Origin of the sequence: Pigmentiphaga sp. NML080357 (assembly GCF_002188465.1) — a bacterium.
In the GTDB taxonomy this organism is placed as follows: Bacteria; Pseudomonadota; Gammaproteobacteria; order Burkholderiales; family Burkholderiaceae_B; genus Pigmentiphaga.
On the sequence record NZ_NINW01000043.1, the window covers coordinates 57528 to 82275 of the forward strand.

At 66.8% G+C, this 24748-nt stretch carries 24 protein-coding genes; 13 read left to right on the top strand and 11 right to left on the bottom strand.

The genetic code is table 11. The annotated features are described in order from the left end of the window. Positions 1-94: 94 nt before the first annotated feature. Positions 95-1102 carry a TRAP transporter substrate-binding protein gene (locus CDO44_RS20035; protein ID WP_087782058.1) on the bottom strand — a complete coding sequence of 336 codons (1008 nt, stop codon included), beginning with the start codon at positions 1100-1102 and terminating at the stop codon, positions 95-97. Positions 1103-1193: 91 nt separating this feature from the next. On the opposite strand from CDO44_RS20035, the gene CDO44_RS20040 reads away from it, so the two are divergent. Beyond that, entirely contained in the window at positions 1194-1754 is a 561-nt protein-coding gene (locus tag CDO44_RS20040; protein WP_158213356.1) for a TRAP transporter small permease, read from the top strand. Next, a complete protein-coding gene (locus CDO44_RS20045) occupies positions 1751-3028 on the top strand; it encodes a TRAP transporter large permease (protein ID WP_087782060.1) in 1278 nt (425 codons plus the stop codon). The genes CDO44_RS20040 and CDO44_RS20045 overlap by 4 nt, the downstream gene beginning before the upstream one ends. Before the next feature lie 48 nt (positions 3029-3076). Here CDO44_RS20045 and CDO44_RS20050 read toward each other — a convergent pair whose 3' ends face one another. Both CDO44_RS20050 and CDO44_RS20055 read right to left on the bottom strand, forming a co-directional pair. Then, positions 3077-4234 carry an FAD-dependent monooxygenase gene (locus CDO44_RS20050; RefSeq protein ID WP_087782061.1) on the bottom strand — a complete coding sequence of 386 codons (1158 nt, stop codon included), beginning with the start codon at positions 4232-4234 and terminating at the stop codon, positions 3077-3079. Beyond that, positions 4231-5592, bottom strand: a complete 1362-nt coding sequence (locus CDO44_RS20055) for an amidase (RefSeq protein ID WP_087782062.1) — start codon at positions 5590-5592, stop codon at positions 4231-4233. Before CDO44_RS20055 ends, CDO44_RS20050 begins: the two co-directional genes overlap by 4 nt. A 223-nt stretch (positions 5593-5815) precedes the next feature. Here CDO44_RS20055 and CDO44_RS20060 point away from each other — a divergent pair, with 223 nt between their 5' ends. Genes CDO44_RS20060 through CDO44_RS20070 form a run of 3 tightly spaced genes read left to right on the top strand, consistent with a single transcriptional unit; the run spans position 5816 to position 9037 of the window. Continuing rightward, entirely contained in the window at positions 5816-6649 is an 834-nt protein-coding gene (locus CDO44_RS20060) for a VOC family protein (RefSeq protein ID WP_087782063.1), read from the top strand. A gap of 7 nt (positions 6650-6656) precedes the next feature. Next, positions 6657-7418 carry an IclR family transcriptional regulator gene (locus tag CDO44_RS20065; RefSeq protein WP_087782064.1) on the top strand — a complete coding sequence of 254 codons (762 nt, stop codon included), beginning with the start codon at positions 6657-6659 and terminating at the stop codon, positions 7416-7418. A gap of 5 nt (positions 7419-7423) precedes the next feature. Beyond that, the gene (locus CDO44_RS20070; RefSeq protein WP_087782065.1) at positions 7424-9037 is read left to right on the top strand and encodes a bifunctional 3-(3-hydroxy-phenyl)propionate/3-hydroxycinnamic acid hydroxylase; all 1614 of its coding nucleotides are present in this window, start codon (positions 7424-7426) and stop codon (positions 9035-9037) included. A 20-nt stretch (positions 9038-9057) separates the two neighbouring features. Here the strand turns inward: CDO44_RS20070 and CDO44_RS20075 are convergent, their stop codons facing one another. Beyond that, entirely contained in the window at positions 9058-9999 is a 942-nt protein-coding gene (locus tag CDO44_RS20075) for a LysR family transcriptional regulator (RefSeq protein ID WP_087782066.1), read from the bottom strand. Positions 10000-10146: 147 nt separating this feature from the next. Here CDO44_RS20075 and CDO44_RS20080 point away from each other — a divergent pair, with 147 nt between their 5' ends. Both CDO44_RS20080 and CDO44_RS20085 read left to right on the top strand, forming a co-directional pair. Next, a complete protein-coding gene (locus CDO44_RS20080; protein WP_087782067.1) occupies positions 10147-10467 on the top strand; it encodes a DUF4148 domain-containing protein in 321 nt (106 codons plus the stop codon). Between the two features lie 107 nt (positions 10468-10574). Beyond that, positions 10575-10907 carry a CzcE family metal-binding protein gene (locus CDO44_RS20085; protein ID WP_087782068.1) on the top strand — a complete coding sequence of 111 codons (333 nt, stop codon included), beginning with the start codon at positions 10575-10577 and terminating at the stop codon, positions 10905-10907. 257 nt (positions 10908-11164) lie between these two features. Here CDO44_RS20085 and CDO44_RS20090 read toward each other — a convergent pair whose 3' ends face one another. After that, complete coding sequence (locus CDO44_RS20090; RefSeq protein ID WP_087782069.1) at positions 11165-11911, bottom strand: YdiY family protein; 747 nt, start codon at positions 11909-11911, stop codon at positions 11165-11167. A 334-nt stretch (positions 11912-12245) separates the two neighbouring features. Here CDO44_RS20090 and CDO44_RS20095 point away from each other — a divergent pair, with 334 nt between their 5' ends. The 3 genes from CDO44_RS20095 (at position 12246) to CDO44_RS20105 (ending at position 15218) form a co-directional block, all read left to right on the top strand. Then, positions 12246-13100, top strand: a complete 855-nt coding sequence (locus CDO44_RS20095) for a mechanosensitive ion channel family protein (protein WP_158213357.1) — start codon at positions 12246-12248, stop codon at positions 13098-13100. 41 nt (positions 13101-13141) lie between these two features. Then, on the top strand, positions 13142-14368 hold the full coding sequence (locus CDO44_RS20100; RefSeq protein WP_087782071.1) for an FAD-dependent monooxygenase: 1227 nt from the start codon (positions 13142-13144) through the stop codon (positions 14366-14368). Between the two features lie 106 nt (positions 14369-14474). Further along, entirely contained in the window at positions 14475-15218 is a 744-nt protein-coding gene (locus tag CDO44_RS20105) for a DsbC family protein (protein ID WP_087782095.1), read from the top strand. 60 nt (positions 15219-15278) lie between these two features. Here the strand turns inward: CDO44_RS20105 and CDO44_RS20110 are convergent, their stop codons facing one another. Both CDO44_RS20110 and apaG read right to left on the bottom strand, forming a co-directional pair. Continuing rightward, positions 15279-16610, bottom strand: a complete 1332-nt coding sequence (locus tag CDO44_RS20110; RefSeq protein WP_233146287.1) for a murein transglycosylase A — start codon at positions 16608-16610, stop codon at positions 15279-15281. A gap of 307 nt (positions 16611-16917) precedes the next feature. Then, on the bottom strand, positions 16918-17292 hold the full coding sequence (apaG, locus tag CDO44_RS20115) for a Co2+/Mg2+ efflux protein ApaG (RefSeq protein ID WP_087782073.1): 375 nt from the start codon (positions 17290-17292) through the stop codon (positions 16918-16920). 119 nt (positions 17293-17411) lie between these two features. Here apaG and rpe point away from each other — a divergent pair, with 119 nt between their 5' ends. The 3 genes from rpe to CDO44_RS20130 all read left to right on the top strand — a co-directional run bounded on the left by rpe (position 17412) and on the right by CDO44_RS20130 (position 20658). Then, positions 17412-18128 (top strand): ribulose-phosphate 3-epimerase, encoded by a 717-nt coding sequence (rpe, locus tag CDO44_RS20120; RefSeq protein WP_233146288.1) that lies wholly within the window; start codon positions 17412-17414, stop codon positions 18126-18128. A 33-nt stretch (positions 18129-18161) separates the two neighbouring features. Next, positions 18162-18872, top strand: coding sequence for a phosphoglycolate phosphatase (locus CDO44_RS20125; protein WP_087782075.1), 711 nt, complete (start codon positions 18162-18164; stop codon positions 18870-18872). Between the two features lie 265 nt (positions 18873-19137). Next, positions 19138-20658 (top strand): anthranilate synthase component I family protein, encoded by a 1521-nt coding sequence (locus CDO44_RS20130; protein WP_087782076.1) that lies wholly within the window; start codon positions 19138-19140, stop codon positions 20656-20658. Positions 20659-20684: 26 nt separating this feature from the next. Here the strand turns inward: CDO44_RS20130 and CDO44_RS20135 are convergent, their stop codons facing one another. The 4 genes from CDO44_RS20135 to CDO44_RS20150 are packed head-to-tail and all read right to left on the bottom strand — an operon-like array spanning position 20685 to position 24746. Continuing rightward, the gene (locus tag CDO44_RS20135; RefSeq protein WP_087782077.1) at positions 20685-20816 is read right to left on the bottom strand and encodes a DUF2474 family protein; all 132 of its coding nucleotides are present in this window, start codon (positions 20814-20816) and stop codon (positions 20685-20687) included. After that, complete coding sequence (cydB, locus tag CDO44_RS20140) at positions 20816-21823, bottom strand: cytochrome d ubiquinol oxidase subunit II (protein WP_087782078.1); 1008 nt, start codon at positions 21821-21823, stop codon at positions 20816-20818. The genes CDO44_RS20135 and cydB overlap by 1 nt, the downstream gene beginning before the upstream one ends. Then, on the bottom strand, positions 21813-23255 hold the full coding sequence (locus CDO44_RS20145) for a cytochrome ubiquinol oxidase subunit I (RefSeq protein ID WP_087782079.1): 1443 nt from the start codon (positions 23253-23255) through the stop codon (positions 21813-21815). The genes cydB and CDO44_RS20145 overlap by 11 nt, the downstream gene beginning before the upstream one ends. Positions 23256-23276: 21 nt before the next feature. Beyond that, entirely contained in the window at positions 23277-24746 is a 1470-nt protein-coding gene (locus CDO44_RS20150; protein ID WP_198951408.1) for a cytochrome c, read from the bottom strand. Between the last annotated feature and the right edge of the window lie 2 nt (positions 24747-24748).

Below are 24748 nucleotides of genomic sequence, written 5' to 3' on the forward strand. Positions count from 1 at the left end.
TAGGGCAGCGCACCAGGATGCGGCGGATCCGGCTGCGCCGGTCCGCCCGCATCGCCCCCTTGAGGGGAACGCGCGAAGCGCGTTGAAGCTTCAATCATCGGTTCCGCTCTATTGCCTGCGTGAACAAGTCATACGCGGTCTTGAGCTCGCGGTCCTCGGCCGCCGCCTTGGGGCCGATGGGAAGCAGCACGTCGAAAAACCTCTGGCGTTCGGCGTCGGAAAGCCGGACCAGCTCGCCACCCTTCTTCACCCACTGCGCCTTGGCGTCGGCCACGTCGTCGATCGAGAACTGCTTGACCGACTGGGTCGCTTCCTTGCCCGCGGCCTGGACGATCTGCTGCAGGTCTTGCGGCAGCTCCTCGAACCACTCCTGCGAGATCGCGGCGACGGAGGCAATGATGCCGTGGTTGCTTTCGATGAAGTACTTGGCGCCGTCCATGTAGCCCAGGCCTTCCATCACCGGGATGCAACTCATGACGGCATCCAGCGTGCCTTGCTGCAGCGCCGGCAGGATCTCGGACGGCGGCATCGGTATTGGGGTGGCGCCCAGGGCGCTGATCTGGTCTTGCTGCAGCTTGGCGGCGAGCACGCGTACCTTGGCGCCCTTGAAGTCTTCCGGCTTGCGCCATGGGCTGCGTGTGCAGAAGGCGCTCGGGCCCGAGATGAACAGGCCCAATCCCTTCAGCCCTTTTTTCTCGCCTACCTTGAGCATGTAGTCGTTCAGTTTCGGATCGGACAGCGTGCGGGCGGTGTGCTCGAGATCGGCGAACCTGGCCGGCGCCGACAGCACGCTGAACGCCTTGTTGATGCCGCCGAAGAATTCGGGCGGGGCGACGCAGCCCTGGATGGTGCCCATTTGCGTCTGTTCGATCAGGCGCGGCGTGGCGCCCAGCTGGCTGGCGGGATAGACCTCGACCTTGATGCGCTTCTCCGATTTCGCTTCGACCAGCTTGGCGAAATCGATCATCCATTGATGCTGGGAATCCTGCAGGGTCGAGGTGCCCAGCTTCATCACGATCTGCCGCTGCCCAAACGCGCGCCCGGACACGGTGCCAGCCAGGGCGCCCGCTGCCGCCGCGCCCAGGAATGCCCTTCTCTTCATTGCCGCTCTCCCTAGTCGAGTTTCTCCAACATTGACAGATTGTCATACATTTTGTCAATATTAAGTACCTTACTTAAGGAAGCAAATGGCCATGCAAACCGCTGCCGCAGGAATATCGGAACGAAGGGAGGGGACCGTGGGCCGGGCGCAGCGGTTCGGGGATTTCCTCAGCGCCCTCTGCATGCAGCTGTCGGGGATCGCGCTCGCCGTGATCGTGACGATCTGCACGGTCAACGTCATCGCCCGCTATGTCTTCGCGCACGCCTTTTCCTGGGCCGAGGAAGCGATGGTGTATTGCATGATCTTCATTATTTTCGTCGCGTCGGCCGCCGTGACGTGGAAGGGCAGCCACTTGTGCCTGGATCTGTTGCTGCGCAAGTGTCCTGCTTTCTTCCAGAAAGCCATCGTGGTCGGCAGCACCTTGGCCTCGGTGGCCTTGCTCCTGCTGCTGGCGCACTTCTCCTACGACGTCGTCGCCAGGCTTTATCGCTACGGGCAGCGCACCGAAGCGCTGGAGATTCCCATGTGGATCCCGCAGGGCTTCGTGCCGGCCGGTCTCGTGCTGATCGCGCTCATGATGATGCTGCGGCTCTGGACTCACGGTCCGCTGCCGCATGAAACGGATCTTTCCAGCGAAGACTTCCACCTATGATCCTCTCTATGCTTGCGGCCTTGCCCGTCATCCTGATCTGCCTCGGCGTGCCGATCTTCATCGTGCTTTTCGCGGTATCTGTGGGTGGCATGGTGGCGCTCGACCTGACCAGCCTGAAGGCCGTGCATTCGGCGGTTTTCGGCGGGCTGGACAGCTTCCCGCTGCTGGCCATTCCGCTGTTCATCCTTGCCGGCGACATCATGGCGCAGGGAGGAATCGCGCGCCGCCTGATCAACCTCATCACGGCCGTCGTGGGCGGCGTGCCCGGCTCGATGGGCGTTGCGGCGGTGGGCAGCGCCGCGGCCTTCGGCGCCATGTCGGGTTCGTCGGTCGCCTGTGTCGCCGCCATCGGCAACCTCACCATTCCCACGCTCGTCAAGCAAGGCTACGGACGGCGATTCTCGACCAGCCTGATCGCGGCGACGGGCGTGATCGACATCATCATTCCGCCGTCGATCGCGATGATTCTCTATGCGATCACGGCCCAGGTCTCGGTTACCAAGCTCTTCATCGCGGGGGTTCTCCCGGGACTCCTCATCGGACTCCTGCTGGCGATCTTCGTGATGATCCGCGCCAGGGCGCTCGACATACGCGTCGTCGAACGTCCCAGCCCAAGGGAGGTGCTCGCCGCAGCGAAAGCGGCGCTGTGGGCCGTACTGGCACCCGTCGTCATCATCGGCGGCATCTACGGCGGTGTGTTCACGCCTACCGAAGCGGCGGGCATCGCCTGCGCCTACGCCACGATCGTATCCGTCTACGTATACAAAGAGCTGACCTGGCAAGGCGTCTGGCGGATCGTCACGCGGTCCACCGTTCTCATCGCTCAGATCATGCTCCTGGTCGCGGCGTCCACCGTCTTTGGCTGGGTGATCACGACCTCGGGCATGCCGCAGGCCTTCGTCGCCTTCATCGAAAGCCTGCAGCTCGGTAACTGGCAGTTGCTGCTGATCTTCAATATCGTGCTGCTGGGCGTGGGCAGCGTGCTGGAGCCGCCCCCCGCCATCCTGATCCTTACGCCGCTGTTTGCGCCGGTGGTGGCGGCGGCGGGGATCGACCCTATTCACTTCGGCTTGATCGTGACCATCAACCTGGCCATCGGCATGTTCCTGCCGCCGTTCGGCATCAACCTCTTCGCCGCCCATGCGCTGTTCAAGGTGCCGTTGCCCGATCTCTACCGCGGCGTACTGCCGTTCCTTGCCATCTATTTGTTCGTGCTGGGGTTGATCACCTACATTCCGGCGTTGACGACGGTGCCGGTGCAGTGGGTCAGGTAGGAAGGCAGGGCCGCCGCGCTCCCAGGCGGGCGGCGTCCCCGGCGTGCGTCAGCAGGTGAAGGCGTCGAGGATACGGTCCGCGGCGCTGATGCGGCCGTCCAGATTCCTCGCGTACTCGGCCTTGGCGGCGGTCAGTTCGGCTTGCGAGCGTACCGATTGCTCGATGTCCATCCACTCGCAGGCAAAGGTATAGACAAAGGCGTTGCGCGCGAAGCGCGTTTCGCCATAGGCGTGCAGGCGATCCTGGATGCTGCCTTCGCCGGACGTCACGCACCGTGCCAGCACGTAGGCGTCCTCGACCGCCATCGCCGCGCCTGCCGTCAGGTGAGGCGGGACCACGTGCGCGGCATCGCCGCCCATCACGACCCGGCCGCGGTGCCAGGGGTAGGGCACGATGAAGGGCTCGAGCGCTCCGTATACGATCGGGCTCTCCGGCGTCAGGCTGTCTGCGATTTCCTTTACATAGGAACCGAACTGCGCCAGCCTTTCCTTCATCAGGAGGTGCATGGCGTCGGCGGCGAAGAACTCGGAAGGATCTTCCGGGCGAATGTTGAACAAGTACATCTTGTCCCGCGTGATGGGGATGGCGCCGGCCTTGCCGCGCACGCCCTGCATGAATTCCATGCCGGTGACGCAGTCGGGGCGGTCTACCTGGACGCGCCAAGCGCCGATGCCGCAGTGCCGAGGGCCGAACATGTCGCCAACGATGTAGCGGCGGGCGGTCGAGCGGATGCCATCGAAGCCGGCGACGAGGTCGTACTCGGCCTGTGCGCCGTCGCTGAACCGGATAGAGGTTCCATGCTCGCCGCCGAAGGTGGACACTTCGGCGCCCATGCGGAAGCGCACGCCCAGCGCCTGCGCGCGCCGGCGCAGGATGTCATGCAGCACCGCGCGCGGCAATGCGCAGAACGCAGGAAGACCCATGCCGCCCATCAGGAAGCGGTGCTCGACGATCAAGACCCGGTCGGGATCGAACGTCGACATGTGGTTGTAAGAGAAACCGGTGTCCAGGATTTCCTCGAGCACGCCGAGTCGCCGATAGACGCGCAGCGCGCAGGCCGGTTGCCCCAGGCCGACGCCCGGCACGTTGAAGTCCGGGCGCTTCTCCAGCAGCTCGACTTCCCTTCCGTGCGATGCGAAGGCGATCGCGGCGCTCAGGCCGCCGATGCCTCCGCCCACAACGAGAACCTTGTCGACGTCATTCATGGCGTACCCCCGGCGGCCGCGGATGCAGAGGCCTGTTGGACCAGCCACCTGGAGATGGCGAACAGCCGGGCATCCTGATGGTGTCCGCCGACCACCTGCAGGCCCAGGGGCATGCCGCCGTCTTGCAGCAGCGGCAGGCTCAGCGCAGGCGCTCCGAGGTAAGAGGCCGGCACGTTGAACGATGGATCCCCCGTCGTTGCAAAGTCCGCCGGCGCGGCCGATACCGCGCCCAGCGTCAGGAGACAGTCATACGAGCTTGCCACGTCGCGCAGGCGGGCGCGCGCCGTTTCCCTGTCGCTCAGCGCCGCGGCGTAGTCCGCCTGGGTCATCGCTTCGCCCTGCGCCAGCCGCATGCGCATCGCGTCCGACATGCCGAGCGCGGGCTGCGCCCCGTACACGTTGAGCGGCCAGCGCATTTCCCATACGAGCACCCGCCATGTCTTGTCGAGCGCGCCGGCGATCGCCGATTCCAGCGCGGCGACCAAGAGGTCGTCGCCGGCGTCCGCGGTCTCGACGCCTGCCGACCGCAGCGCTTCTACCTTGCGCTCGAACGCCGCTTTCACGTCCGCGGACGCGCTTTTCCAGCCGTCCGTCCGCAAGATCGCCACGCGGCGCGGTTTCTGCACGCCCCCCGGAAGATCGGGACCGAGGACGCCGACATGGCCCGGGTCGCCGCCCGCGCGCATGGCGATCTGGCGCACGCTGATCCACATGTCGTCCAGGTGGCGGCCGATGATGCCCAGGCAGCTTTGGCTCAGGTAGTCGTAGACACCGCTGCGGTTCAGCCCGCCCCACGTGGGCTTGTAGCCGAATGCGCCGTTGTAGCTCGAGGGGCGCAGGGTGGAGCCTACGACCTGGGACGCGAGCGCGACCTGCACCATGCCGCTGCCCGCCGCTGCCGCGGAGCCCGACGAGGATCCGCCCGGCGTGCGGCTGAGGTCATGCGGGTTCCGGGTGGGGTAATGAAGCTCAGTAGAAGCGAACTCGGTCGTGGTGGTCTTGCCGATGACGATCGCGCCGGCCGCTTTCATCGCCGCCACGCACGCGGCATCGCGGCCGGACTGGAACCGCTCCAGCGCCGGGAGCCCTTGGCCGGTGGGAAAGTCCAGGGTTTCGATGATGTCCTTGACGCCGATCACCATGCCGTCGATGGGCGACAAAGGGGTGTTCGAGCGCCAGCGCTTTTCCGCGGCGGCGGCCGCGCGGCGCGCGCCATCCGTATCCAGGCAGACGAAAGCGCGCACGCCTGGCTCTCGTTTGGCAATGATCTCCAAGTGTTCCTCCAATACGGCCACGGGAGAGTCCGAGCCGGTACGAAAAGCCTCGCCGCGCGAGGCATATGAGGTGGATGTCATCATGGATAGCACTCTGGAATCGTATTTATGTAATTGATCTAAGTCACTAATTTTCGCATATTCTCCGATACTTTTGGGATAAGTGCCAGGGGGACGGAAATATTGGGATTCGGCTGGCCGGGGTCGTCCCGAATCGTCTCAGTATGTGAGAAACTCCATTGACGCCAAGCGCGACGGCAGGGATAGTTCGCCCAACAGGAATGGCAAGACATTGGGTGGAACAATCATGGAATTGGGCGCATCGCTGCATCATCTGCATTTGACCTCGCCGGACCCGCAGCGGCTGGCGGATTTCTATGCCCGTACGCACGGCTTCATGGCCGCCAGGGCGGGCGATCGCTGGGTGTGTGCCGCGCCGGGACGCACCCTGGTGCTGTCCGCCGGCCCGGCGAACCAGCTGGCTTACGCGGCTTTCGGTTTCGCCGATGACGGCGCGTGGCGGGCATTCCGGGCAAAGGTGGCAAAACACGCGGCGGCGGAAGTGCCGCCGCTTCCCGTGGCGTGCGACGATGCGCTCGCCGTGCGCGACCCGGACGGCAATCTGATCGTCTTCGCGCTGCGCCCGGGCGCGCCTGATGGGGCACCTTCGGCGGACGGCCTGCCTCCGGCGCATTTGCAGCATTTCGCGCTGCGGACCACCGACCCGGCGCCCATGCTGGCGTTCTACGAGGGCGTACTGGGATTCACGCTTTCGGATAGGGTGCAGGACGACGAAGGGACGCTGCGCGCCTGCTTCCTGCGCACCGAGAATCTGCATCATGCGCTGGCGCTGTTCCGCGCGCCCATGCAGTGCTTCGACCATCAGTCGTTCGAGACCACTTCCTGGGACGACATGAAAACCTGGGGCGACCACATGGCCGCCATCCGCGAAACCATCGTCTGGGGCATCGGGCGGCACGGCCCGGGCAATGACGTGTTCTTCATGGTGCGCGATCCCGACGGGAACCTGGCCGAGATCTCGGCGGAGATCGAGGTTTGCGCGCCCGACCGGCCGGCGGGGGTGTGGGTGCACGAGGAGCGCACGCTCAACCTCTGGGGCAAGGCCATCATGCGCGATTGAGGCGCACATGTCCGACCGTCTGTTGCGTATCCTCGCTTCCTTCGACCTGAGCCATCCGGTTCGCAAGCCGGCACAGCTCATGGCGGAACTGGGCGTGTCGCGCGCGAGCATCTACCGCGACCTGAAGGCCCTGGAAGCGGCCGGCCTGCTGGAGCGGGTGGCGGACCGCGGCTATGCGCTGGGTCCGCTCATCGTCGAGCTGGACCGCCAGATCCGGCTGGCCGATCCGCTGCTGCAGGCGTCCGGCTCGCTGCTGCGCAAGCTTGCCGCCGAGACGGGCGGGGTAGTGCTGCTGTGCCGGGTCCACGGCGACAAGGTGCTGTGCATCCACCAGGAGGCGCCGGCCGATCCGATAAGCCCGGTGAGCTACGAGCGCGGCCGCGCCATGCCGCTCTATCGGGGCGCGACTTCCAAGGTCATCCTGGCCCATTTGCCGAGGGGCGAACTCGAGCGCCTGTGGAAGCGGGACCGCGCCGCGATCGCGGCCGCCGGCTTTCCGCCCAGCTTCTCCGGGTTCATGGCCGAACTCGAGCCCCTCAAGGAGGCCAAGGCCTGTGTCACGCACAGCGAAGTCGACCCCGGCCTGGCGGGACTCGCCGTGGCCTTGCTCGACGGGCCGCGCGTGCTGGGCAGCCTCAGTGTCGTCATCCCGCTCGCCAAATTGCCGGCGGGACGCAGCAAGACCGTGCTCTCCAAAGTCTTTTCGGTCGCTTCCTCTATCGAATCGGCCCTCGAAAACGAACGCCTGCGGGCTCGAAGCAAAAGATAGGAACCATGCAAGCATCCTCTCACTATCCGGTCATCGTCCTCGGTGCCGGCCCGACCGGCTTGACCCTGGCGAACCTGCTCGGCGTCTATGGCGTACGTACGCTGCTGCTGGAACGCAACGCATCCACGGTGGACGAGCCGCGCGCGGTGTCGATCGACGATGAAAGCCTGCGCACCGTTCAGGCGGCCGGACTGGCGGACCAGATCCTGCCTTCCATCGTCCAGGGCTATGGCGTCCATTATTTCTCCTGGTCCGGACGCGAGTTCGCGCGCATCGAGCCGCAATCGACCGAATACGGCTTTCCCAAGCGCAACGCGTTCCGGCAGGCGGTGCTGGTCAGTCAGCTTTGCGCGGGCCTGCGGCGGTTTCCCCACGTGGAGACCAGGTTCCAGCATGAACTGCGGCACTTCAGCCAGGATGAAGACAAGGTCGTGCTGGAAGTCGATCACGACGGCACCCCGGTGGTCGTGAGCTGCGACTGGCTGGTCGCCTGCGACGGCGGACGCAGCGGCGTGCGCGAGCAACTGGGTATCGCCTTGTCGGGCAACACCTTTGCCGAGAAGTGGCTGATCGTCGATCTGCTGGATCGCACGACGCCGTTCCGCCATACCCGCACTTATTGCGATCCCGTCCGCCCGGCCATTCGGCTTCCGGGTCCGCAGGGCACGGTGCGGTATGAGTTCATGCTCAAGGAGGGGGAGACTCCCGAGTACGTGCTCGACGAGCAGCGCCTGAGGGGGTGGATCCGCGACCGGGAGCCGCTCGATGCGGAGCTGCCCATCGCGCGCAAGGTGGTGTACACCTTCCACGCGCGGCTGGCGGAACGCTGGCGCCAGGGGCGGGTGCTGCTGGCGGGCGACGCGGCCCATCTGACGCCGCCGTTCGCCGGGCAAGGCATGAACAGCGGCGTGCGCGACGCGACCAATCTCGCATGGAAGCTGCAAGCCGTGGTGCACGGGCGGTTCGGTCCGGCCCTGATCGATACCTACGAAACCGAACGCAAGCCGCACGCCTGGGCGCTGATCGAAATGGCGATACGCATTGGCCGCTACATGCAGCCGAAGTCCCGCCTGCAAGCCATGGCGGCGCAATGGGCGCTCAAGGCGTGCAGCCTGTATCCGCCGGCGCGCGACTATGTCCTTCAGCTGAAATTCAAGCCCAAGCCGCGTTTCGCCCAGGGGTTTTTCATGGAGCAGCCGGGTCGGGCGCCGGATACGGCAATCAAGGCTGGCCAGTTGCTGCCGCAGCCGCGCGTCGAATGGCCCGGCGGGAGCCGGCGGCTATTGGACGAAGCGCTGGGGCCCGGCTTCGCCTGCCTGAGCTGGGTGGGGCGGCCCCTGACGCCGGAGGTCGCGCAACTGGTTGACGCCGCGGGCATGCGGCGCATCGAGCTGGTGCCGGCCGAAGACGACTTCCCCTGGCCGCCGGCGCCCCAGGAGGAAGGGCGCATCGTCGTGCGCGATTGCGAGGGCGTTCTGCAGCAGGTGCTGGCTGACGCCGGAGCGCAGGCGATGCTGGTCCGGCCCGACCGGTATGTCCTGGCGTTCCTGGAGCATGGCGCCAAGGACGACGCGGCGCGCCTGAGGACGCTGTTCGAGCGGTACGGCGCGGCGCGCTAGCGGGGGCGGCCGGCCCGTCGCTACCAGGCGATCTGCGCCATGGAGCCGCCGGCTTCCTCCCAGGGGCTCGACAGCAATTGCGCGATCTGCTCGCGAACCCACCGGTGCAACGGGCTCAGGTTCGTGCGCACGTGCCACGCCATCGCGAGTTCTATCTTGGGCATCGCGTAGGGAAGCGGATAGCTTTTCAGGCTGGACGTCATCCCCCGTGCCAGCGAGGCCGGGAACACCGAGACGAAATCCGTGCTGCGCAGGATGCGTTCGGCCACCAGGAAGCTGGGCACCGACACGACCGTGCTGCGCGACAGTCCCATGCCCGCCAGAATCTCGTCCGTGGTGTCGTCGAACTCTCCACCCAACGGCGAGACGATGACGTGCTGCATGGCGGCGAAGGCCTTGGCCGTCAATTGCTTTTTCCTGTAGGGATGGTCCCAGCGCATGACGGCGACGAAGTGCTCGTCGTGCAGCGGACGCACGTGCAGCCGGTCCGGAAACGCCGACCGGCGCGAGATGATGATGTCCACATGCCCTGAGGCCATGTGGTGCTCGATGTCGGGCACCATCAGGCGCGTCGCCGAGACGAATCCTATCTGTATGCCGGGCGCGGCTGCCGCGAGGTCCCCGAACCATTTGGCCATCCGGCACTGGGTCGCGTCGGTGGTGCCGATCAGGATGCTGCCTTGCGCGGTGGCGGGATCGAAGGTGTCCGGCTGGACGATGGCGCGGAAGCCGTCGAGCAGTTCCGATAGCCGGGGCGCGAGTTCCAGCGCGCGCGGGGTAGGCGTCATGCCGCGCGCGCCGGGGATGAGCAAGGGATCGTTGAACATCCGCCGCAAGCGCACCAGCTGGGCCGACACCGCCGGTTGGCTGCTGTTGAGCTTGGTGGCCGCCCGCGTCACGTTGAGCTCGTTCAGCAGGGTTTCCAGCGTCAGGAGCAGGTTCAGGTCCACGCGTCCAGACATAATCGCATCCTTATACAAAGAATCAAGGCTATTGATTTCAATTATGCCTTGGAAAGGCGCACTATTCCTACACGGTCAATCAAGCAATTCGTGAATACCCTTGATTTTGACTGGGGAATTAATGAGAAAGAAGAAACGGAGTTCATCATGAAGACTTTTGCATATACCGCCCTGATCGCCGCGTCGCTGATCGGCGCAGCCGCCCATGCCGACCAAGGCAACGACTACGGCAATGATTTCCCTCCCCCCGGGATCTCCACCACGCACGAACTGACCCGGGCGCAAGTGCTGGCCGAACTGGCCGAGGCCAAGGCCAATGGCGGCATCGTCTACGGCCAGGAAGGCTTCCCCGACCAACCCAAGCAACAGGCCGGCGCGCCGGTCAGCCGCGCCCAGGTGGTCGAAGAGCTCAAGCGCGCCGAACTGGCGCACCGCGCAGGCGGTCCGGGCGAGTACCCCTACAACTGATCATCCCAGCGGTTTGAACGACTTGGCCGCAGGGGCGACACGCCCCGCGCGGCTGCCGGCTCCCAAAAGGACGCCGGCCCGCATACCGAGATTCCGGAGGCAGTTTCATGAAAGTCCATGCTTATTCCCTCGTTGTCGCCGCTTTGGTCGGCCTGGCCAGCGTGTCGGCCCACGCCGCTTCGACCCCCGCCAACCTGCTCGGTTCGCAGGTAACCGTCGAGAGCGCCGAGCGCGCCATCGCCCTGGACGACAGCACGCGCTATGTCAACGTGCGTTTCGGCGAGACGGTGCGTTTCGACGTGAACGGCAAGAGCTTCGCCGTGAAGTTCGACGGCATCCGCGGTTCGTTCGACTTGAACGCGCTGGCCCCCGCGGGCGTGCTGAATCACCCGGTGAAGGCCTACGTCAGCCCTTCGCCGCTGGATGAACGCTCATTGTAAGAATGGCCCCCCCTACGCGCTTGCGCGCGCCCCCCAGGGGGCGATGCGGGTGGACCGGCGGAGCCGGATCCACCGCATCCTGGGTCTAGTACCGCTTTCTTGGAATGTAGCGCCGGGGCTTCGCTGGCTGCCAGCGGTAGCCACGATGTGGCAATTGGAGAACGCGGTACTAGACCCAGGGCGCCGCGGATCCGGCTTTGCCGGTCCGCCTGCGCCGCCCCCTTGAGGGGGACGCGCGGAGCGCGGAGGGGGCGGGCTCAATCCCCAAATCTATACCCGATGTTCGTCAGCAGCAGCGTGTCGGACTTCTTCACCCCCGGCTGCGGATTGCTCATGTAGCGGTTGGACAGGGTGATCTTCAGTTCTATCTTCTTGGTAATGGAAGTCGTCAGCCCGGCGTCGAACTGAATGCGGTATTCGCCGCTGTTGCTCAGGTTGGGATAGAGGGCCAGGCGCTGGTTCAAGGACGTGGTGTCCGAGATCATGTGGGTCGATTCTTCGCCCAGCAGCAATTCGGTCGAATTGCGCGTCTCTTCGGTAAATCGCTCGTGGTTGTAGGTCAGGCCGGAGAACAGGTCGAACACCGTTTTCTCGGTCTTGATGATGTGGCGTCCGACACCCGCCGCGGCGACCCCGCGCAGGTCCAGTTCCTGCAGCTTGTCGTGCTCGATATCGAGCGAGCCGAAACCGAATACGCGATCGTTGATGTCGCGGTCGTACTTGCCGCCGAACCGGAACAGGTTGGCGGTCTCCGAACGTTCTCCATTCTCCTTCTTCGTCCCGTAAAGCGTGGTGAGCGTGAAATTGAGCCGGTCCCTTTCCGTGGCCCGGCCCGCATTGGCGCCCAGGTTGATCGAGGTCGAGTCGGTGTTGCCCGAGGCAAGGCTGGCGCCGGCGTTGACCGAGCCACGCCATTGGCCGTCCGTCTTCAGCGGCGTCTGGGCCCAGGCCGGGGTGGCCGCGAGCACGAGGGCGATGGGGACGAGGCGTTTGGCGTGGAACATCAGTGCTTTCTCCTTCTGGGTATGGCCGCGTGCGATGCATGCGGCGGAGCATCCTCAATGACGGCTTGCCATTCGGGGTGCGGTTGGACGGGCCGGCGATCCAGCCGCCGCGTGACGATCGGCGGTCGGGATCCGGCTCGAGGGGAGTGCGTCGGCGACGCGGTTGAGCGCGGGAAAGCGGGCCTGCCAGGGCCGATTCCCGCGCGGACGGGCACGCCGCTTGCCGGGCGTGCCGCATGGGCGTCGATGCGCCCAAGTGCAAACCATACACCGCGCATCCGTCCGCTGCCAACGTAGAATGGCGCCATTGCGCCTTGCGGATACGCTTCGTTTCATGGATGTCATTGCCTCGCTCTGGTCCCGGCTCACCGCCTGGTTCAACGCCTCCGACACGCCCGGCCAGCTCGTGCTGACGCTGCTGGTGTTGCTGGCCGCGACCTTCGCCACGCGCGCCGCGACGCGCTACTACCGTGGCAAGGGGTCCGGTTCGACCGAAGAGCGCCGCACGGGCTACCTGACGGTGCGCAATGTCATCGTCATCACGACGCTGCTGCTGATGCTGTTCATCTGGGGCGGGCAACTGCGCCATTTCGCGCTGTCGGTGGCGGCTTTGGCCGCGGCCGTGGCCATCGCCAGCAAGGAATACGTGATGAGCGCCCTCGGGTCGCTGATGCGGGCCACGCAGCGGACCTACTCGGTGGGCGACATCATCGAGATCAACGGCATGAAGGGCGAGGTGCTGACCATCGACCTGTTCACCACGGCGCTGCTGGAACAGGCGTCGTCGGGCCTGGTGACCGGCCGCATCTACCGGTTTCCCAACATGCTGCTGTTGCTCAATCCGGTGCGGACGATCTCGGCCATGGGCACGTTCGTGCTGGAGTCGGTCAGGGTGCCGATGGAGCCGGGCGACGACATCCCGGCCGCGCAGGAGCGTCTGCTGCAAGCGGGACGCGCGGTCTGCGAGCCTTGGCTGGAGCAGGCGGACGTGCATTTCCGGCACATCGAGGGCGCCTACCTGATCGCACTGCCGGCCAGCGAACCGCTGGCCGTGATCGAACCCGTCGATCCCAAGCGGCTGGACGTCGTGCTGCGTTTCCCCTGCCCGAGCAACCGGCGCTTGCGCACGGGCCAGGAAATCCTGGCCCATTACTACCGGCAGCTCAGGGACGACGCCGCGATCGGCTGAGCGGGCCGCTGTACACTGGCGCCTGTACCGTCGCTCATGCCATGACTCCAGCTTCCTCCTCCAACGCGGACATCATCGTGGTCGGCACCGGCATTGCCGGCCTGGCCGCCGCGCTTGCGCTCGCCCGCCAAGGCGTGCGCGTGGGCCTGCTGGGCCCGCGCGCCCCCCTGCCGGCCCCCGAGGCAGGCCGCTTCGATCCCCGTGTCTATGCGTTGTCGCCCGCCAGCCGTCAATTGCTGGCGGAGCTGGGCATCTGGGACGCCTTGCCGGCGGAGCGCATCACGGGCGTGCGCGCCATGGAGGTTTTCGGCGACCGGCCCGCGTGGGGCAACCGTCCGGCGCGGCTAGGCCTCTCGGCCTGGCAGGCAGGGAGCGACTATCTCGCGTGGATCGTCGAATCGCGAGAGCTCGAAAGAGTCTTGCGGCAGGCCGTGCAATGGTCCGGCATCCGCTGGACCACGGAAGAATTCACCGCTCTCGGGCATGGCCCTGAGCTGACCGGCGTGACCTTGCGCACCTCCGGCGGCCAGGCGCTGCACGCGCGGCTGGCGGTGGCCGCCGACGGCGCGGAGTCGCGCCTGCGCGCGGCGGCGGGCCTGCCCGCCAATCGCTCCGACTACGGCGCGACCGGCGTGGTCGTGCATCTGACGTCCGAACTGCCGCACCAGGAATGCGCATGCCAATGGTTCACGCCGGACGGCGTGCTGGCGCTGCTGCCCATGCCCGACACCGACGGGGGCCCGCAGGTCTCGATGGTATGGTCCATGCCGCGTGCGCAGGCGGACACGCTGCTCGGCCTGCCCGAGGCCGAGCGAGTGGCGGCGCTCGAGGCGCGGCTGGCCTTGGCTACGCAGGGCAGGCTGGGGGCATTGCGCGTGCGCAGTCCGCTGCATGGTTTCCCGCTCGTGCTGCAGCACAGTCCGCAGTTGACACACGGGGGGGTGATCCTCGTGGGAGACGCCGCCCACGTGGTGCATCCTCTGGCGGGCCAGGGGCTCAACCTGGGCCTGGGAGACGTGCAGGCGCTGGCGCAGGTGCTGGGCGGCCGCGAGCCGTTCCGGCCGGTGGACGATCCGCGCCTGCTGCGCCGCTACGAGCGTGCGCGCGCCGAGCCGCTACTGGCCATGAGGGTGGTTACCGATGGGCTGTTTCACCTGTTCGGCGCGCAGCCGGCCCCGGTGGCCTGGCTGCGCAATGCCGGGCTGGACCTGGTGGACCGCATGCCGCTGCTCAAGCGCATGCTGGTCAACGGCGCCTCGGGTGCGTGAGCACGGGGCGCGAACCCGTCGGAACTCGTCCTTCCGGGAAGAGGTCCGATCAGATGAGTATCGAGATGGCGTGCGCCAGGCGGCGTACGCCAAGCAAGGAGAATTCATGAAACGCACGCTGACGTCCATTCTGCTGGCCACGGCCATCGCCATGCCTACGGCCGTGGCGTGGGCCCAGGCTCCATCGGCCAAGAACGCCACCGCGGCCGAGGAGGCCGTCAAGCAGCGTTTCGTGCAGCGGTTCGGCCAGGTCGGCGTCGAAGGGGTGTCCCGCACCCCGTACGGGCTCTACGAGGTCCGCATCGGCTCCGAGCTCGTCTATACCGACGAGAAGGTCAGCTTCGTCTTCGACGGCAACCTGATCGACGCGGCCACCAAGAAGAACGTAACCCGCGAGCGCAAGGAACAGTTGCTGGCCGTGAAGTTCGACGAGCTGCCGCTGAACCTGGCGATCAAGCAGGTGCGCGGCAACGGCTCGCGGCGCATCGCCCTGTTCGAGGATCCCAATTGCGGCTACTGCAAGCAATTGCGCCGCTCGATGGAAGGCATCGACAACGTCACGATCTATACCTTCCTCTATCCCATCCTGTCGCCCGACTCCACCGTCAAGTCGCAGGCGGTCTGGTGTTCGGCGGACAAGGGCAAGGCCTGGGACGACTGGATGCTGAACGGCAAGGCGCCCAAGGCCGGATCGTGCAACGCCCCCATCGACGAACTGCTGGCGCTGGGCAAGAAGCTGCGGGTGACCGGGACGCCCACCATCATCTTCGGCGATGACACGCGCGTGGGCGGGGCGATTCCCGCGGACCGGCTCAAGCAGAAGCTCGATTCCATGAGCAAGGCGAGCTGACGCTTCCCTGCCTGGAGCGCCGGCGCCCGCGATCGCGGGCGCGGCCATGTCCGGAACGGGCTAGCGGGCCGGCGCCGGCACCCCTTCGCCCTTGGGCCACAGCACCCACAGCCGGCTCGGCTGCTTCATGCGGCCGGCCATCTCTCCCGCCTCGTCGCCGAATCCCCAGAACAGGTCCACCCGGGCCGGTCCCTTGATGGCGGTGCCGGTGTCCTGCGCCAGCGCCGCCAGGTTCATGGGCTGCCTGGAATTCGGTTGCGTGGTGGAGAGGAACACCGGGCTGCCCAATGGCACGATCGCAGGATCCACCGCCAGCGAGCGGTGAGGCGTCAGGGGCAGCCCCAGCGCCCCCTTGGGCCCCTCGGACGGATCGGCCACGGCTTCCTCCCGGAAGAAAACCACGGCCGGATTGGCGTTGAGCATTTCCTTCACGCGCGCGGGGTTCTTCTGGGCCCAGGCCCGTATGCCCTGCATCGACGCCTGGGCAATGGTCAGTTCGCCCTTGTCGATGAGCCATTTGCCTATGGAGACGTACGGATGGCCATTGTGGTCGGCGTACGCCAGACGTATGGTGCTGCCTTGGCCGGGGCCGGTGTCGAGGATGGCGCGGCCGGTGCCCTGCACCTGCAGGAAGAAGGCGTCGATGGGATCGTTGACCCACACGATGGCGGGCGGCTGCCGTTCGGGGCGGTCGATCTCGCTGCGGGTGTCGTAGGGCACGACGCGCTTGCCGTCGAGCTTGCCGCGGATGCGCTTGCCCACGAGCTCGGGGTAGAGCGAGCCCAGGTCTATGGTCAGCAGGTCCGCCGGCACGGCATAGAGCGGCCATTGATAGGCGCCGCCGCGTTCGCGCGAGGCGTGCACCAGCGGCTCGTAGTAGCTGGTGGCCAGGCCCGTCGCCTGTTCCCCGCCGGGCCCGCGCACAGACCACGGCTGCAGCCAGTGTTCGAAGAAGGCTCGGACTTCGTCGGCCGTCGGCGTGGCGGGCAGTTCGCGGGCGGCGGCGCAGGCCTGTTGCCACGCGTAGGGATCGGCCATCTGGGGGGCGGTATTGGAAACCGGCCGCCCGGTACGCAGGACGATGGATCGGCAATTGGCCAGGAAGGGACGCCACAATGCCTCGACCGTGTCCGTTTTCCAGCCGGGCAGTTGCTGCCAGCTCGCTCGCGCGAAATGCTTGCTGCTTTGCAGGGCCGGCCGGTGGGCGGGACGTGGCACGGGCGCAGGCAGCGGCTTGGCGCTGTCGGGGACGGGAGCCGGCACGGCAGCGGGCGGTGAGGCGACCGGCGGCTGGGCCGGCGTCGTCACGGCATCCTGCGGCGCCTGCGGGGTGCCGGGCGGCTGCGCGCAACCCGCCACCACGGCCGCCAAGGCGAGCGCGGGCACAGGCAAGCGGCCAAATCGAAGACAATGCAAGTTTTTCGCAACGAACTCGCGAAGGGACATTATGTGGTTGCTCCTGCTGGAAGCGTTCCTGGCGCTTTGCTTACTGGTGTTCATCGTGGCCTGGACTATGTGGCCGAAGAGACGCCCCCCCGTACGCGCAGGCGCGCGCCCTCCAGGGGGCGACGCTGGCGGACCGGAAGGGAGCCCCAACCCCGGGCGGCCCGAGGCCGCTCCCCCTCCAGGGGGTGACGCTGGCGGACCGGCGGAGCCGGATCCGCGGCGTCCTGGGGCAAATCAAGGGGAGTAGGTGTTCTCAATGCAGGGTGCGGGGCATGGCCAGGACGAATTCGGGGATCTCGACTTCGAACGGCATGCCGTTCTCGCCTACGCAATGGTAGGTGCCGCGCATGGTGCCCACCGGCGTGGAAAGCGGGCAGCCGCTGGTGTATTCGAAGCTTTCCCCCGGTTGCAGCAGCGGCTGCTGGCCGACGACGCCCAGGCCCCTCACTTCTTGTTGCTGCTGGTTCCCGTCGGTGATGATCCAATGGCGGCTGATGAGCTGGGCAGGCTCGGAGCCGGTATTGGTGATGCGGATGGTGTACGCAAACACGTACTGCCGCTGGGCCGGGTCGGACTGCTCGGCCAGGTAGCGGGGTTGTACGGTAACCGTCAATTCGTGAGATTTCATGCGTGCGCCATAGGGGTATGACAAGCTTCTACAATGGGATGCATCGAGCCGGGCCGGAATCCGGGGGCGCAGCGCCTCGGCGGTCGTCCGGCGCATTGCTCCTGTGAATGGAATATCTTATGCCAGCCTTTACCACTTCCGGGCCTGCTTCCACGCGCATCGCCCCCAGCATTCTATCCGCCGATTTCGCCCGCTTGGGGGAAGAGGTGCGCAATGTCGTGGCCGCCGGTGCGGATTGGATACATTTCGACGTGATGGACAACCATTACGTTCCCAACCTGACCATCGGTCCCATGGTTTGCGAGGCCATCCGGCCCCACGTGCAGGTGCCGATCGACGTGCACCTGATGGTGGAACCCGTGGATGCGCTCATTCCCATGTTCGCCAAGGCCGGCGCCGACGTCATCACCTTCCATCCCGAAGCGTCGCGCCACGTCGACCGCACCCTGGGGCTGATCCGCGACCACGGCTGTCAGGCCGGGCTGGTGTTTAACCCGGCCACGCCGCTGGACTGGATGGACCACGTCATGGACAAGCTCGACTTGGTGCTGCTGATGTCGGTCAACCCCGGCTTCGGCGGACAGAGTTTCCTGCCTTCGGCCCTGGACAAGCTGCGCCAGGCGCGGGCCCGGCTGGATCGCCATCGGGCCGAGGCGGGGCGCGAAATCCTGCTGGAGATCGACGGCGGAGTGAAAGTGGACAACATCGCCGCCATCCGCGCCGCAGGCGCCGATACCTTCGTGGCCGGTTCGGCCATCTTCGGCAAACCCGACTACGCCGCGGTGATCAAGGAACTGCGGATGCAGATCGCCAAGGGCGAAGCGTCCTACGCATAGGGCCGGACCATCGATGCAACCAAGGAGCCAGGCATGACCTTTCGCGCCGTACTGATCGACCTCGACGGCACGCTGGTCGATTCCGTGCCCGACCTGGCGCGGGCCGCCAATGCCATGCGCGTGGAATTCGGCCTCTCGCCCTTGCGCGAAGACGTCATCGCCACGTTCGTCGGCAAGGGCATCGAGAACCTGGTGCACCGGGCGCTGTCGGGCAGCATGGACGGCCGGGCCGAGCAGGCGCGCTTCCCGGAGGCGCTGCAAGCCTTTCGCCATGCCTACCACGTGGTGAACGGGGAGAAGGCCAGGATCTTCGAGGGCGTGGTCGAGGGCCTGCAGGCCATGAAAGCGCAAGGCCTGCGCATCGCCGTCGTGACCAACAAGCCCGCCGAATTCACGGCGCCGCTGCTCGAGCGGATAGGATTGCGCGCCTATTTCGACGCGGTGGTCAGCGGCGACAGCGTCGCCCGCAAGAAACCCGATCCCGACCCGATGCTGCACGCTTGCGCGTTGCTGGGCGTGCAGCCGGCCGAGGCGGTGGTGGTGGGAGACTCGATGAACGACGCTTCGGCCGCGAAGGCGGCCGGGTGCCGGGTGCTGCTGGTGCCTTATGGCTACAACGAGGGACGCGACGTGCGCGCCATCGAGTCCGATGGTATAGTTTCTTCGCTTTTGGATGCGGCGCGGTGGATCTCGCAATCCCAGGTCCTCTCCCGGACCACGGTGGTTCCGCCGGCCTCGTTCTAGTTTCTTCCCAGGGTCTTTCCCGCACTCCTATGGTTGCCATGACTCGGTCGTTCGCCCAAACCTGCGCCTGGTGGCGCTGGTGGCGTTCGTCTGCCGGGTGGTGGTGATTCTCTCCGGCCGTACGTCAGCGCGCTGACCGGCCACGCAAGCATCCCGATACGAATCCCCCGCCCGAGTCCTGCCGGACCGTCGGGGCATGCGTCCTCGTGCGTTCCGGACACGGTCTCCGCCGGAACCGCAACATCTTTCCCGATACGAGGTACGCATGACTGAAGTCGAATTCCAGGCCCTGGCCGCCCAGGGATACAACCGCATCCCGCTGGTGTCCGAGACCTACGCCGACCTGGACACCCCGCTCGGCCTCTACCTGAAGCTGGCCCAGAACGGCCCGCGCCGCGGCGCCATGAGCTGCCTGCTGGAGTCGGTGGTGGGCGGCGAGCGCTTCGGACGCTATTCATTTATCGGCCTGCCCGCGCGGACCTTCATCCGTGCCCGTGGCAGGAACGTGGAGGTGGTCACCGACGACCAGGTCGTCGAACGCCACGAAGGCGATCCGCTCGCCTTCATCGCCGATTACCAGAAGCGCTTCAAGGTCGCGCTGCGCCCCGGCATGCCGCGCTTCGTGGGCGGGCTGGCGGGCTACTTCGGGCATGACATGGTGCGCCACATCGAGCCGCGGCTGGGGCCGTGCACCAAGCCCGACCCGGCCGGCATGGGCGACCCGGTGCCCGACCTGCTGCTGCTCCTGATCGACGAACTGGCCATCATCGACAACCTGAGCGGCCGGCTCTACCTCATGGTCTATGCCGACCCGACCCAGCGCGAGGCCTATGCCCGCGCGCGTACCCGCCTGCTCGACCTGCGGACCCAGCTGCGCCGGCCGGTGGAGATTCCCTACAGCCAGGCCAGCATGGTGACCGAGACGCGGCGCGATTTCCAGAAGCAGGACTACCTGGCCGCGGTGCGCAAGGCCAAGGAATACATCGCCGCCGGAGACCTGATGCAGGTGCAGGTGGGACAGGTCATCGCCAAGCCTTTCCGAGATTCGCCGCTGTCGCTGTACCGGGCGCTGCGCTCGCTCAATCCGTCGCCGTACATGTACTTCTGGAATTTCGGCGATTTCCACGTCGTCGGATCGTCGCCGGAGATCCTGGTGCGGCAGGAGGCGGTGGTCGAGCAGGGGCAGCCGCGCAGCCGGGTGACCATCCGGCCGCTGGCCGGTACCCGCCCGCGCGGCGGCACGCCGGAAGAGGACGTGGCGCTGGCGGAGGAACTGCGCGCCGATCCCAAGGAGATCGCCGAGCACGTGATGCTGATCGACCTGGCGCGCAACGACGTGGGCCGGATCGCCGAGACCGGGTCGGTGCAGGTGACCGACCAGCTTGCCATCGAGCGCTATTCGCATGTCATGCACCTGGTCTCCAACGTGACCGGCCTGCTCCGGGAGGGGATGACCTCGATGGACGTGCTGCGCGCGACCTTTCCGGCCGGCACGCTGTCGGGCGCGCCCAAGGTGCGGGCGCTGGAGCTGATCGACGAGCTGGAGCCCGTGCGCCGCTGCGTCTATGGCGGCGCGGCCGGCTATCTGAGCTATGGCGGGGAAATGGACGTGGCGATCGCCATCCGTACGGGCGTGATCAAGAATGGCACCCTGTATGTGCAGGCGGCCGCCGGCGTGGTGGCGGATTCCGAGCCCGAGAAGGAATGGATGGAAACGGAAGCCAAGGCGCGGGCGGTGCTGCGGGCGGCGGAGCAGGTGCAACTGGGGCTGGACGATCCAGTCTGATCCGCAGCGAAACGGTCGCCGCAGGTTCACGCCAGCCCGACGCCGCGCATCAGCAGCTTCAGCAGGGCAGCGACGACGAAGACCGCCGCCACGCCTGCCGCCCACAGCGCTACCAGCCACGCCAGCCGGCGCGCCCACGCGCGGCGCGCGCCCGCCATCAGTGATAGCCCTCGCCGTGGCGCACCTTGCCGCGGAACACCCAATAGCCCCAGGCCGTATACATCAGGACCAGCGGAATGATGAGCAGGGTGCCCACCAGCGTGAAGCCCATGCTTTGCGGCGGGGCGGCGGCCTCCCATATCGAGATGGCGGGCGGGATCACGTTGGGCCACAGGCTGATCCCCAGGCCGCTGTAGCCGAGGAAGACCAGGGCCAGCGTCAGCAGGAAGGGCGAGGCGTGGCCTTCACCGCGCAGGGCGTGCAGCAGCCGCCAGGTGACCAGCAGGACCAATATCGGCACCGGCGCGAACCAGACGATGTTGGGAAAGCTGAACCAGCGCTCGGCAATGGGCGGATGGGTGAGCGGCGTCCAGACGCTGATGATGCCGATCACCGCCAGGGTGATCCAGGCCAGCCGCGCGGCGATGCGCCGCATGCGGGCCTGCAGGTCGCCCTCGGTCTTCATGACCAGCCAGGTCGAGCCCAGCAAGGCATAGGCGCATATCAAGCCGAGGCCCGTAAACAGGGGGAAGGGCGCGATCCAGTCGAAAGCGCCGCCCGCATACTGGCCGTCCTGTACCGGCAATCCGTTCAGGTACGCCCCGAGCGTGGCGCCCTGGCAAAAGGTGGCCAGCAGCGAACCGCCGGCGAAGGCGCGGTCCCACAGCCGGCGTTCGTGCTCGCGCGCCTTGAAGCGGAACTCGAAGGCGACGCCGCGGAAGATCAGGCCCACCAGCATTAGGATCAGCGGCAGGGCAAGGGCGCTGAGAATGACCGAGTAGGCCAGCGGGAAAGCGGCCAGCAGCCCCGCGCCGCCCAGCACCAGCCAGGTTTCGTTGCCGTCCCAGACCGGCGCGACCGTGTTCATCATGACATCGCGCTCGTCCTTGCTCCCGAAGAACGGGAACAGGATGCCGATGCCCAGGTCGAAGCCGTCCATGATGACGTACATCATGATCCCGAACAGGATGATCACGGCCCATATCAGTGGCAGGTCAATGCCCATGGCGAGGCTCCTCAGGCGTGGCGTCGCCGTCTCCGTTGTCGTCGTGCGCCGCGGAAAGGGGGCGCATCGGCTGCCGCTGTTCCCCGGGGCCGCCCGCGACCTGCTGTCTGTGCTCGTCGGGCGCCGGGCCCTTGGCGATCAGCCTGAGCCCATAGGCGGTGCCGGCCCCGAAGACCGCCAGGTAGACCACGACGAACAGCAGCAGGGTGAAGGCCAACTGGCCGGTGGTGTGCTGCGGCGTAACGGCGTCGGCCGTGCGCAGGAGGCCATAGACGGTCCATGGCTGGCGGCCGATCTCGGTGGTGTACCAGCCCGCCAGGATGGCGACCAGCCCGGCGGGCGACATGGCCAGCGCGAAGCGCAGGAAAGGCCGCGACGTATATAGCCGCGACGATCGCCGCAGCCAGAGTCCCCACACGGCCAGCGCGATCATCAGCAGTCCCAGGCCCACCATGATGCGGAAGGTCCAGAACACGATGGTGGAGTTCGGCCGGTCTTCGGGCGGGAAGTCCTTCAGTGCCGGGATCTGGCCGTCCCAGCTGTGCGTGAGGATGAGGCTGCCCAGCCGCGGCACGTCGACCGAAAAGCGGGTCGTTTCCGCTTCCATATCGGGCCAGCCGAACAGCGTCAGCGGCACGCCTTCGCCGGGCGGCGTGCGCTCCCAATGGCCTTCGATCGCTGCCAGCTTGGCGGGCTGATGCTCGAGGGTATTGAGCCCGTGCTGGTCGCCGAGTATGGCCTGGATGGGGGCCGCCGCCAGCAGCATCCACATGGCCATGGACAGCATGGTTCGCACCGGGGGGCTGTCGCGGCCCCGCAGCAGGTGCCAGGCCGCCGTGCCTCCCACCATCAGCGCGGTAGCCAGATAGGCCGCGGTCACCATGTGGGAAAGCCGGTAGGGGAAGGAGGGATTGAAGATGACCGCGAGCCAGTCGACCGGCACGACGCGGCCGTCGATGATCTCGTGGCCCTGGGGCGTGTGCATCCAGCTGTTGGAGGCCAGGATCCAGGTGGCGGAAATCAGCGTGCCTATGGCTACCGCCAGCGTCGAGACGAAATGCAGGCCCGGACCTACCCGCTTGAGGCCGAACAGCATGACGCCGAGGAAGCCCGCCTCGAGGAAGAACGCGGTGAGGACCTCGTAGGTGAGCAGCGGCCCCGTGATACTGCCCGCGAAGCGCGAGAAATTGCTCCAGTTGGTGCCGAACTGGTAGGCCATCACGATGCCGGATACGACGCCCATCGCGAAGGCGACGGCGAAGACCTTGAGCCAGAAGTGGTAGAGATCGATGTAGACCTGCCGGCGGCTGCGCAGCCACAGCGCCTCGAGCACGGCCAGATAGCTGGCCAGTCCTATCGTGAGCGCCGGGAAGAGGATGTGGAAGGAAATGGTGAATCCGAACTGGATTCGGGCAAGCAGCAGGGCATCCATGGCGGGGCGGACTCGGGCTGGCTAGGCGGCTGGGCGCCGGCGGCGGCGCGACAGCACGACGGCGGCCAGGGCTGCGATCACGAGCAAGGCCGCGATCATGCCCCAGACGATGAAAGGCTGGACCTTGGCGAGCAACGGGCGCGGGCCGCCGTGCCGGGCGGTGGACACGTCGCGGCTCGACACCTTGACATCGCCGTTGCCGTACTGCGCCAGGACATAGTTGGAGATGGCGGCGATCTGCTCGTCGGACAGCGCGCTCACATAGGACTTGCCGTCGAAGCGCGGCATCAGCGCGTACTGTCCGCTCGCCTCGCGTTCGACGCCGTAAAGGATGACGGCCACCAGGTTGGACGGGTTCGGCGAGCCGGTTGCCGTGTTGTGGAAAAGGGAGGGATAGCGTTGATTGGCGCTACCGGATCCGTCCGGCTGGTGGCAACTGGCGCAGTGGGCGCTATAGAGCGCGGCGCCGGTTTTCAGGCTGTCACGCTCGTTGGGGCCGAAGCTGCCGCGCAGTTCCGCCTCGCTGCTGGCGGGCCGGCCCCGAGAGAAGGCGGGCCCTGCCGCCTGTCCGCCGGCGTCGGCCACGGGCGGAACGGTGTGCAGATAGGCCACCATGGCCTGCAGGTCCTCGGGACGCAGGTGTTGGAAGCTGTTCTCGACCGCTTCGGCCATTGGCCCCGCGGCCTGGCCCTTGCCCTGGGCGTGGCCGGTGCGCAGGTACCGTACCAGGTCGGCGTCGCTCCAGCGGCCTATGCCCGAGGCATCGGGCGTGATGTTGGGGGCATACCAGGCGCCGAGCTGCGCTCCCGACAGGAAGCGGTCGGCACGTTCTGCCATGAGCGCATTGCGCGGCGTATGGCAGGTGCCGCAGTGGGCCAGTGCGTTGGCCAGATAAGCGCCGCGGTTGACTTGCTCGCTTGCGGCGGGGTCGGGCCGGAAGCGCTCGTTGTCGAGGAACAGCAGGTTCCAGGCGGCCATCGAGGCGCGCACGTTGAACGGAAAGGGCAGCTCGGTCTTTGCGACCTCTGCGTCCACCGGCTCGACGCCGTGCATGAAGTAGACGTAGAGCGCATGCACGTCCTCGTCCGTCATCAGGGTGTAAGCGGTGTACGGCATGGCCGGATACAGGTGGGCGCCGTCGGCCCGTATGCCTTCGCGCAGCGCCCGCGCGAACTGTCGTTCCGTGTAGTTGCCGATGCCCGCGGTCTTCGATGGAGTGATGTTGGTGGCGTAGATGGTGCCAAGGGGCGACTCGACGCTGTAGCCGCCGGCGAAGGGCTTGCCGCCCTTGACAGTATGGCACGCGGTGCAGTCGGCGGCGATGGCCAGGTAGCGGCCTCGTTCGATCAGGGCGGCATCCGTGCCCGGCCCGGGCGCCGTCTGCGATGCCGCGGCGCCGGGGGCGGCCCAGGCCAGGATGCCGAGCAGCAGCGCGACGGCACTCTTCGCGAAGGCGGTCGCGGAGACGGGAAGGGGCGGGCTCGGCATCATCC

Bases quoted from the DNA above. Each gene is read 5' to 3' on its own strand.
- CDO44_RS20035 (WP_087782058.1), bottom strand. From the start codon at position 1,102: ATGAAGAGAAGGGCATTCCTGGGCGCGGCGGCAGCGGGCGCCCTGGCT.
- CDO44_RS20040 (WP_158213356.1), top strand. From the start codon at position 1,194: ATGCAAACCGCTGCCGCAGGAATATCGGAACGAAGGGAGGGGACCGTG.
- CDO44_RS20045 (WP_087782060.1), top strand. From the start codon at position 1,751: ATGATCCTCTCTATGCTTGCGGCCTTGCCCGTCATCCTGATCTGCCTC.
- CDO44_RS20050 (WP_087782061.1), bottom strand. From the start codon at position 4,234: ATGAATGACGTCGACAAGGTTCTCGTTGTGGGCGGAGGCATCGGCGGC.
- CDO44_RS20055 (WP_087782062.1), bottom strand. From the start codon at position 5,592: ATGATGACATCCACCTCATATGCCTCGCGCGGCGAGGCTTTTCGTACC.
- CDO44_RS20060 (WP_087782063.1), top strand. From the start codon at position 5,816: ATGGAATTGGGCGCATCGCTGCATCATCTGCATTTGACCTCGCCGGAC.
- CDO44_RS20065 (WP_087782064.1), top strand. From the start codon at position 6,657: ATGTCCGACCGTCTGTTGCGTATCCTCGCTTCCTTCGACCTGAGCCAT.
- CDO44_RS20070 (WP_087782065.1), top strand. From the start codon at position 7,424: ATGCAAGCATCCTCTCACTATCCGGTCATCGTCCTCGGTGCCGGCCCG.
- CDO44_RS20075 (WP_087782066.1), bottom strand. From the start codon at position 9,999: ATGTCTGGACGCGTGGACCTGAACCTGCTCCTGACGCTGGAAACCCTG.
- CDO44_RS20080 (WP_087782067.1), top strand. From the start codon at position 10,147: ATGAAGACTTTTGCATATACCGCCCTGATCGCCGCGTCGCTGATCGGC.
- CDO44_RS20085 (WP_087782068.1), top strand. From the start codon at position 10,575: ATGAAAGTCCATGCTTATTCCCTCGTTGTCGCCGCTTTGGTCGGCCTG.
- CDO44_RS20090 (WP_087782069.1), bottom strand. From the start codon at position 11,911: ATGTTCCACGCCAAACGCCTCGTCCCCATCGCCCTCGTGCTCGCGGCC.
- CDO44_RS20095 (WP_158213357.1), top strand. From the start codon at position 12,246: ATGGATGTCATTGCCTCGCTCTGGTCCCGGCTCACCGCCTGGTTCAAC.
- CDO44_RS20100 (WP_087782071.1), top strand. From the start codon at position 13,142: ATGACTCCAGCTTCCTCCTCCAACGCGGACATCATCGTGGTCGGCACC.
- CDO44_RS20105 (WP_087782095.1), top strand. From the start codon at position 14,475: ATGAAACGCACGCTGACGTCCATTCTGCTGGCCACGGCCATCGCCATG.
- apaG (WP_087782073.1), bottom strand. From the start codon at position 17,292: ATGAAATCTCACGAATTGACGGTTACCGTACAACCCCGCTACCTGGCC.
- rpe (WP_233146288.1), top strand. From the start codon at position 17,412: ATGCCAGCCTTTACCACTTCCGGGCCTGCTTCCACGCGCATCGCCCCC.
- CDO44_RS20125 (WP_087782075.1), top strand. From the start codon at position 18,162: ATGACCTTTCGCGCCGTACTGATCGACCTCGACGGCACGCTGGTCGAT.
- CDO44_RS20130 (WP_087782076.1), top strand. From the start codon at position 19,138: ATGACTGAAGTCGAATTCCAGGCCCTGGCCGCCCAGGGATACAACCGC.
- CDO44_RS20135 (WP_087782077.1), bottom strand. From the start codon at position 20,816: ATGGCGGGCGCGCGCCGCGCGTGGGCGCGCCGGCTGGCGTGGCTGGTA.
- cydB (WP_087782078.1), bottom strand. From the start codon at position 21,823: ATGGGCATTGACCTGCCACTGATATGGGCCGTGATCATCCTGTTCGGG.
- CDO44_RS20145 (WP_087782079.1), bottom strand. From the start codon at position 23,255: ATGGATGCCCTGCTGCTTGCCCGAATCCAGTTCGGATTCACCATTTCC.
- CDO44_RS20150 (WP_198951408.1), bottom strand. From the start codon at position 24,746: ATGATGCCGAGCCCGCCCCTTCCCGTCTCCGCGACCGCCTTCGCGAAG.